Annotated in this window: 9 protein-coding genes; 6 read left to right on the top strand and 3 right to left on the bottom strand. The window is 72.6% G+C overall.

Annotated features, from left to right (window positions below; genetic code table 11):
- Positions 1-112: 112 nt before the first annotated feature.
- A complete protein-coding gene (locus ACO2Q3_RS26530) occupies positions 113-940 on the bottom strand; it encodes a hypothetical protein (RefSeq protein ID WP_423312268.1) in 828 nt (275 codons plus the stop codon).
- Positions 933-1,430 (bottom strand): nuclear transport factor 2 family protein, encoded by a 498-nt coding sequence (locus tag ACO2Q3_RS26525; RefSeq protein WP_423312266.1) that lies wholly within the window; start codon positions 1,428-1,430, stop codon positions 933-935. The genes ACO2Q3_RS26530 and ACO2Q3_RS26525 overlap by 8 nt, the downstream gene beginning before the upstream one ends.
- 56 nt (positions 1,431-1,486) lie before the next feature.
- On the opposite strand from ACO2Q3_RS26525, the gene ACO2Q3_RS26520 reads away from it, so the two are divergent.
- Positions 1,487-2,122, top strand: coding sequence for a TetR/AcrR family transcriptional regulator (locus ACO2Q3_RS26520; RefSeq protein WP_423312264.1), 636 nt, complete (start codon positions 1,487-1,489; stop codon positions 2,120-2,122).
- A 537-nt stretch (positions 2,123-2,659) separates the two neighbouring features.
- Here the strand turns inward: ACO2Q3_RS26520 and ACO2Q3_RS26515 are convergent.
- A complete protein-coding gene (locus ACO2Q3_RS26515) occupies positions 2,660-3,550 on the bottom strand; it encodes an SDR family oxidoreductase (protein ID WP_423312262.1) in 891 nt (296 codons plus the stop codon).
- A 92-nt stretch (positions 3,551-3,642) separates the two neighbouring features.
- Here ACO2Q3_RS26515 and ACO2Q3_RS26510 point away from each other — a divergent pair, with 92 nt between their 5' ends.
- The 5 genes from ACO2Q3_RS26510 to ACO2Q3_RS26490 all read left to right on the top strand — a co-directional run bounded on the left by ACO2Q3_RS26510 (position 3,643) and on the right by ACO2Q3_RS26490 (position 6,323).
- Complete coding sequence (locus tag ACO2Q3_RS26510; RefSeq protein ID WP_423312260.1) at positions 3,643-4,506, top strand: helix-turn-helix transcriptional regulator; 864 nt, start codon at positions 3,643-3,645, stop codon at positions 4,504-4,506.
- On the top strand, positions 4,506-4,796 hold the full coding sequence (locus ACO2Q3_RS26505) for a DUF1330 domain-containing protein (protein ID WP_423312258.1): 291 nt from the start codon (positions 4,506-4,508) through the stop codon (positions 4,794-4,796). Before ACO2Q3_RS26510 ends, ACO2Q3_RS26505 begins: the two co-directional genes overlap by 1 nt.
- Positions 4,796-5,338 carry an AAA family ATPase gene (locus ACO2Q3_RS26500; RefSeq protein ID WP_423312256.1) on the top strand — a complete coding sequence of 181 codons (543 nt, stop codon included), beginning with the start codon at positions 4,796-4,798 and terminating at the stop codon, positions 5,336-5,338. Before ACO2Q3_RS26505 ends, ACO2Q3_RS26500 begins: the two co-directional genes overlap by 1 nt.
- 125 nt (positions 5,339-5,463) lie before the next feature.
- Entirely contained in the window at positions 5,464-5,853 is a 390-nt protein-coding gene (locus tag ACO2Q3_RS26495) for a limonene-1,2-epoxide hydrolase family protein (RefSeq protein WP_423312254.1), read from the top strand.
- Positions 5,854-5,903: 50 nt separating this feature from the next.
- Positions 5,904-6,323, top strand: coding sequence for a hypothetical protein (locus ACO2Q3_RS26490; protein ID WP_423312252.1), 420 nt, complete (start codon positions 5,904-5,906; stop codon positions 6,321-6,323).
- Positions 6,324-6,391 lie beyond the last annotated feature (68 nt).

Here is a 6,391-nt window from a genome sequence, read left to right as displayed (position 1 = left end):
CACCGCCTTCGGCGGTCCCCCTCCCCCAACGGGGGAGGAGAACGGTTCTCTTCCCCCAATGGGGGAAGTACCCGCGAAGCGGGGGATGGGGGCTCCAGCGGAGAACCGACCGTCAGGGGCGGGTCCACACCGCGGCGTTGGCCTCGGCGAACGCCTGGAAGCGGGTGGCGGGCTGGCCGGTGAGGGCCCGCAAGCCGTCGGCGATGTGGTCCTGGGCGCCGTCGGCAATGGTCTGGTAGCCGGCGGCCAGGAACATCGCCATGCCCTCCGACAGGCCGCGCCGCACGAACCGCTCGGCCATCGCCGCCGTCGTGATGTGGGCGTGGGTGACCGGGCGGCCGCGCGCCTGGCCGATCAGCTCGGCGACACGGTCGTAGGACAGCGACTCATCGCCGGTCAGGGTGAAGTCGCGGTTGAGGGCGGCCGGGGCGGTCAGCGCCGCGAAGGCCGCACGGGCGATGTCGAGCGTGCTGATGAACGGGACCCGCCCCTGGCCGGTGTTGGAATAGAGGGTGTCCTCGTCGCGGATCGAGGCCAGGAACGGCCCCTCGCTGAAGTTCTGCATGAAGGCGGTCGGGCAGAGCACCGCCCAGTCCTCGGCGTTGTCCTGCAGCCACTGGTGCGTCTGGCCGGGCCCCGGCCCGCCGGCCGGCAGCGAGGCCATGCTGAGCAGCACCAAGCGGCGCGCGCCGTGGCGTATCGCCAGGTCCAGAAAGGCCGCCATCCGCGCGGGCGCATCGTCCACCCCGGCCGGCGCCACCAGGTAGACCGACCCCACCTCCCGCAGCGCCGCGTCCCAGGTGTCCGGCCGCGACCAGTCGAACGGCGCCGCGCCGCCGCGCGAGGCCGCGCGATGCGGCAGGCCCGCCGCGTTCAGCAGCGACACCAGGCTGCGGCCGGTCTTGCCGGTCGCCCCCGTGACGAGCACGCGCTCACCCATGCGATGTCGCCTTGCCCGGCCCGTTCAGGATGAAGGCGTCGACCACCGCCGCGCCGAGTTGGGCCTTCAGGCCCTGGATCGGGTTCCAGTAGTCCTTGAAATGCACCATCCGGCCGTTGCGGGCGCGGATCACCGAGATGTACCGCTGCTCGTAGGGCTCGCCAGTGCGCATCGAGCGGCCATGGCCGTCGAATTCCAGGATCACCACCTCCGGGTCGGCCGTCTCGTGCGTCACCAGGTTGCTGGCGGACTCGACGGTGACGTCCCCGCCCACCTTGACCAGGTGGGCCAGCACGGCGGCCTTGCCCTCGACCCGGGTCGGCATGCCCGGGCGGGCATAGGGGAACTCCATCACAAAGTCGTCGGCCATCATGTCGACGAAGCTGGTCGCCGACGGGTCGATGCGCTCGCCAAGGGCGCGGGCCAGCAGGTCGACGACGCCCGGCTTCGTGGCCGGCTCCTGCGCCGTGGTTGGCTTGGGGTCGCTCATGGCTTAAGTCTCCGTCGATGGAACAGGATCGTCTCGACGAGATAGGACAGCTCGCGATGGAACGCAACCGTTCCGTCGCGACGAAAAAGTCGCCCACGGGCGAGACGCGGCTCAGCGGCGCGGCGGTGAAGCGCCCGCAGATCACCGACGCCCTGGCGCGGACCTTCTTCGAGGAATGGGCGCGGGTGGGCTATTCGGCGCTCAGCCTCGACGCCGTGGCCCGCAAGGCCGGCGTCGGCAAGGCCGCGCTCTATCGCCGCTGGCGCTCCAAAGCCGACATGGCCGCCGACCTGGTCAGGCAGCTGGGGGCCGCGGCGATCGCCCTGGGCGACCCCGGCGACCAGGGCTCGCTGGAGGCCGACCTCTACGCCGCCCTGCTGGCGGCCCGGCGCATGCTGCGCCACCCCCTGGTGCGCCGCATCCTGCCCGACCTCTATGTGGCCATGCCGCGCGAGCCGGCCTTGGCCGCGGCGATGCGGCCGGGCGAGATGATGCGCGAGAACAAGGTCAAGGCGCTGGTCGACCGCGCCGTCGCCCGCGGCGAGTTGCCCGCCGACGTCGACCGCCGCGCCGCCACCGACGCCCTGATCGGCCCGCTCTACTGGCGCATCGTGGTGCTCGGCGAACGCTGCGACCGCGCCCGGCTGAAGACCCTGGCGCGGATGACGGCCGCCGCGATCCGGGCGGGCTGAGGGGCGGGCGGGGAGCCCCTCCACCGCCTCCGGCGGTCCCCCTCCCCCAGGGGGCCCAAGCGGGGAGGAGAACGGTTCTCTTCCCCCAATGGGGGAAGTACCGGCGAAGCCGGGGATGGGGGCTCCAGCGGAGAACTGATGGTCGGCGCCAGGCTGGAGCCCCCTCCACCGCCTCCGGCGGTCCCCCTCCCCCCGTGGGGCAGGAGAACGGTTCTCTTCCCCCATTGGGGGAAGTACCGGCGAAGCCGGGGATGGGGGCTCCAGCGGAGAACTGATGGTCGGCGCCAGGCTGGAGCCCCCTCCACCGCCTCCGGCGGTCCCCCTCCCCCAGTGGGGCAGGAGAACCGTTCTCTTCCCCCATTGGGGGAAGTACCGGCGAAGCCGGGGATGGGGGCTCCAGCGGAGAACTGATGGTCGGCGCCAGGCTGGAGCCCCCCCCACCGCCTCCGGCGGTCCCCCTCCCCCAGTGGGGGAGGAGAACGGTTCTCTTCCCCCATTGGGGGAAGTACCGGCGAAGCCGGGGATGGGGGCCAGCGATCAGTCCAGATAGTCGCCGCGCAGACCGGCGATCAGGCCGGGATGCTCCGGGCGCCAGCCGAGGCTCTCGCGCGTCAGGGCGCTGGAGGCGGGCATGTCGGTGACGGCGACGAAGCCGACGAAGCCGAGCTGGGCGGCGGCCTCCTCCGGGGTGAGGCCGCGCACCGGCAGGCCGAGCCGCGCGCCGATGACCTCGGCGATGTCGCGCAGGCGCACGCCCTCCTCGCCGACGGCATGCAGCCGCTGGCCCGGCTGGGCGTCCTCCAGGGCCAGGCGAAACAGCCGGGCGGCGTCGCGCCGGTGCACCGCCGGCCAGCGGTTCTGGCCCTCGCCGACATAGGCGGCGAAGCCTCCCCCGCGCGCGGCGGCCACCAGCATCGACACCAGCCCCTGCTGGGCGCGGTCGTGCACCGAGGGCGACAGGCGCACCACCGAGGCGCGCACGCCCCGGGCCGCGAACGCCAGCGCCGCCTCTTCCGGCCGCCCACGCACCGCCGTCATGGAGTCCAGGTCGGCCGCATCGGCCTCGGTGCTGGGACGCCCCGGGGTGCGCGCGGTCAGGCCCGAGGTGACCACCAGCGGCTTGCCGCTCCCGGCCAGGGCCTCGGCCATGGCGGTCACGGCCGCCAGGTCGGTCTCGCCGGCCTGGATGTACTGCGAGAAGTCGTTGCCGAAGGCGCAGTGGATCACCCCGTCGGCGGCGGCCGCCGCCTCCGCCAGGATCTGGGGCTGGCCGACGTCGCCGCGCCGCGCCGCCACGCCCCACCCCACCAGCGTCGCCGCCGCCGCGTCGCTGCGCGCCAGCCCTTCGATCTGGTGGCCCGCCGCCTTCAGCTCCTCGACCACCGCCGAGCCGATGAAGCCGGTCGCTCCGGTCATGAAAACCCGCATGGAAACGCTCCGCCTGTTGCTTGCAGACAAGCGTCTGGCGCCGGACTATCCTGGTAAAGCCGTGAGGTCATCATAGTAAGAGCGCTAACAGGATGAACCAGCTCGCCGTCTCAGGGTCCGGCCTTGGCGCCTATCTGCGCGACCGCCGCACCCGGCTGGACCCGGCCGCCTTCGGCTTTCCGGCCGAGCGCCGGCGCACGCCGGGACTGCGCCGCGAGGAGGTGGCGCTGCGGGCCAACATCAGCGCCACCTGGTACGCCTGGCTGGAGCAGGGCCGCGGCGGCGCCCCGTCGGCCGACGTGCTGGACCGCATCGCCCGCGCGCTGATGCTCACCGACCTGGAGCGCGAGCACCTGTTCCTGCTGGGCCTCGGCCGCCCGCCGGAGGCGCGCTATCGCGGCGGCGGCGAGGGCGTCACCCCGCGCCTGCAGCGGGTGCTGGACGCCCTGGACCCCAGCCCGGCCATGCTGCGCACCGCCACCTGGGACGTGGTGGCCTGGAACCAGGCGGCCCGGGCCATGCTGATGGACTATGCGGCCATGGCCCCGCACGAGCGCAACATGCTGCGCTTCATGTTCCTCGACCCGCGCGCCCGGGAGGCGCAGTACGACTGGGAGAGCGTGGCGCGGCTGGTGCTGGCGGCGTTCCGGCTGGACGCCGTGCGCGCCGGCGCCGCGGCGGACGTGCAGCCGCTGGTCGACGAGCTCAGCCGCCAGAGCCCGGAGTTCCGCGCCATGTGGGCCGACAACGAGATCCCCGCCGCGCGGCACGACGGCCTCAAGCAGGTCCGCCACCCCGTGCTGGGCCCGATCACCTTCGAGATCTCCGCCTTCGCCGTGGACGGCCGGCCCGACCTCAGCCTGCTGGTCTACAACCCGGTCAGCCCGCAGGACGCCGAACGGGTCGCCGCCCTGCAGGGCGCCGGCCAGGCGGGCGGGGCGCAGGGGGACAGCTGATGACGGCCTATCTGGTGCTCGACTTCGCGATCCGGGACCTGCGCGGCTTCCTGCCGTACGCCGAGGCCATCCCCGGCTTCATCGAACGGCACGGCGGCCGCTACATCGTCCGCGGCGCCGAGCCGACGGTGATGGAGGGCGACTGGTCGCCGGACCGGCTGGTGATCCTGGAATTCCCCTCGCGCGACCACGCCAGCGCCTTCCTGGCCGACCCCGAAGCCCAGCCCCTGTTCGCCCTGCGCCACCGCACCACCGACAGCCGACTGGTGCTGGTGGACGGCTGCGCCTGATGCGCCAGATCGTGCTGATCAGCGGTTCGCCCGGGGCGGGGAAGAGCACCCTGGCGCTGCCGCTGGCCGAACGCCTCGGCTGGCCGCTGCTCAGCAAGGATCACATCAAGGAAACCCTGTTCGACGCCATGGGCGGCGTCGGCGACAGCCTGGAGGAATCCCGCCGCTTCGGCGCCGGGGCGATGGGGACGCTCTGGGCGCTGGCCGCCCGTTGCCCGCAGGTGGTGCTGGAGGCCAACTTCCGGCCGCGCAGCGACTATGAGCGCGCGCGGCTGCTCGGGCTGCGCGGCCAGGTCGTCGAGGTCCATTGCGCCTGCCCCATGGCGGAGGCGATGCGCCGCTTCAAGGCGCGGGGCGCGGCCGGCGTGCATGCCGCGCATCCCTGGCGGCTCATGGACGACGCGGCCTTCGCCGAGTTCGACCGGCCGGTGGGCGTGGGCGACCTGATCACCGTCGACACGACACGGCCAACGGACATCGAAGGGATCGCGGGGGAGATCGCGCGACGCTTTGCCAACGGCGCCGCGCTGGCTTCCGGCTGAGGCCGGCAGCCGGCCGACTCGTCCCGACGGCTCTCGCCCGTGATGCGAACGATGACCTGGGAGGTAATTGCGCCGGCGCCGGCGGCTGCCGACCCTGTCGGCAGGCCAGAACCCAGGAAGCCGCCATGTCCGCACCCCACACGTCGCCCACCGATGTCGTCCAGCAGTTCATGCAGCTGATGGAGCCGCTGAACTACGACGATGCGCTGAAGCTCGTTTCGGAGACCTGCGAATACTCCAACCCGCCGCCCTTCGGCACGGTGCGCGGGCCGGCCGGCATCCGCGCCGTGCTGGAGCCCTTCTTCGGGCCGACGCTGAAGAACGAATTCAAGGTTCTGCGATCGGCCGCCTCGGGCCCCGTGGTGTTGCTCGAGCGTCTCGATCGGCACCTGTTCGGGGAAAAGTGGGTCGAGCTGCCCGTGACCGGCGTCTACGAAGTGCACGGCGGGCTGATCACCTACTGGCGTGACTATTTCGACGTGGCGACGATCATGCAGCAGATGCCGGCGGGATAGGACGCCTGCCTGTCGAAGGCTCCTCGCACCCCACCCCAGCACAGGCACGCATGACCCGCCAATTTCACAAGCTCTGGCTGAAGATCACCGCCGTCATCGTCGGCGCCTTCGGGCCGGTGTTCTTCCTGGGAACCCTGCGGCCGACCATGGCGCCGGCGCGCCTCACCCTCGACCTGCTGGGCTGGCGCCTGGCGAACCCCTCGACCTTCGACACCCCCGACACCCGCTTCCTGTCTGCGCTGACGGGCGGCTTTCTGCTGGGCTGGGGCGTGACGATCTGGGCCCTGTCGTCGTGGGTCTACGACGCCGCGCCCGAGGGCGTGCGCCGCACCGTGCTGGCGGGCCTTCTCGCCTGGTTCTGCCTGGACAGCGCCGGCTCCATAGCCTCAGGAAACCCTTCGAACGCAGCCTTCAACGTCGCCGTCCTCCTCGCCGCCGCCGGCCCGCTCTGGCGACCTGCCCGGGACTGACCCCGGCGCTTGGGACGCCCGCGCTCAGAGGCGGACTTTCCCGACGTCAGCTGAGGGCGGAAAGCGGA

The organism is Caulobacter sp. KR2-114, from assembly GCF_049446115.1.
Lineage (GTDB): Bacteria > Pseudomonadota > Alphaproteobacteria > Caulobacterales > Caulobacteraceae > Acaudatibacter.
Note: the sequence above shows the minus strand (reverse complement) of the source record. Positions and strands in the feature narration are given on the sequence as shown.

Coding starts and splice junctions, on each gene's coding strand:
- ACO2Q3_RS26530 (WP_423312268.1), bottom strand. CDS start 940: ATGGGTGAGCGCGTGCTCGTCACGGGGGCGACCGGCAAGACCGGCCGC.
- ACO2Q3_RS26525 (WP_423312266.1), bottom strand. CDS start 1,430: ATGAGCGACCCCAAGCCAACCACGGCGCAGGAGCCGGCCACGAAGCCG.
- ACO2Q3_RS26520 (WP_423312264.1), top strand. CDS start 1,487: ATGGAACGCAACCGTTCCGTCGCGACGAAAAAGTCGCCCACGGGCGAG.
- ACO2Q3_RS26515 (WP_423312262.1), bottom strand. CDS start 3,550: ATGCGGGTTTTCATGACCGGAGCGACCGGCTTCATCGGCTCGGCGGTG.
- ACO2Q3_RS26510 (WP_423312260.1), top strand. CDS start 3,643: ATGAACCAGCTCGCCGTCTCAGGGTCCGGCCTTGGCGCCTATCTGCGC.
- ACO2Q3_RS26505 (WP_423312258.1), top strand. CDS start 4,506: ATGACGGCCTATCTGGTGCTCGACTTCGCGATCCGGGACCTGCGCGGC.
- ACO2Q3_RS26500 (WP_423312256.1), top strand. CDS start 4,796: ATGCGCCAGATCGTGCTGATCAGCGGTTCGCCCGGGGCGGGGAAGAGC.
- ACO2Q3_RS26495 (WP_423312254.1), top strand. CDS start 5,464: ATGTCCGCACCCCACACGTCGCCCACCGATGTCGTCCAGCAGTTCATG.
- ACO2Q3_RS26490 (WP_423312252.1), top strand. CDS start 5,904: ATGACCCGCCAATTTCACAAGCTCTGGCTGAAGATCACCGCCGTCATC.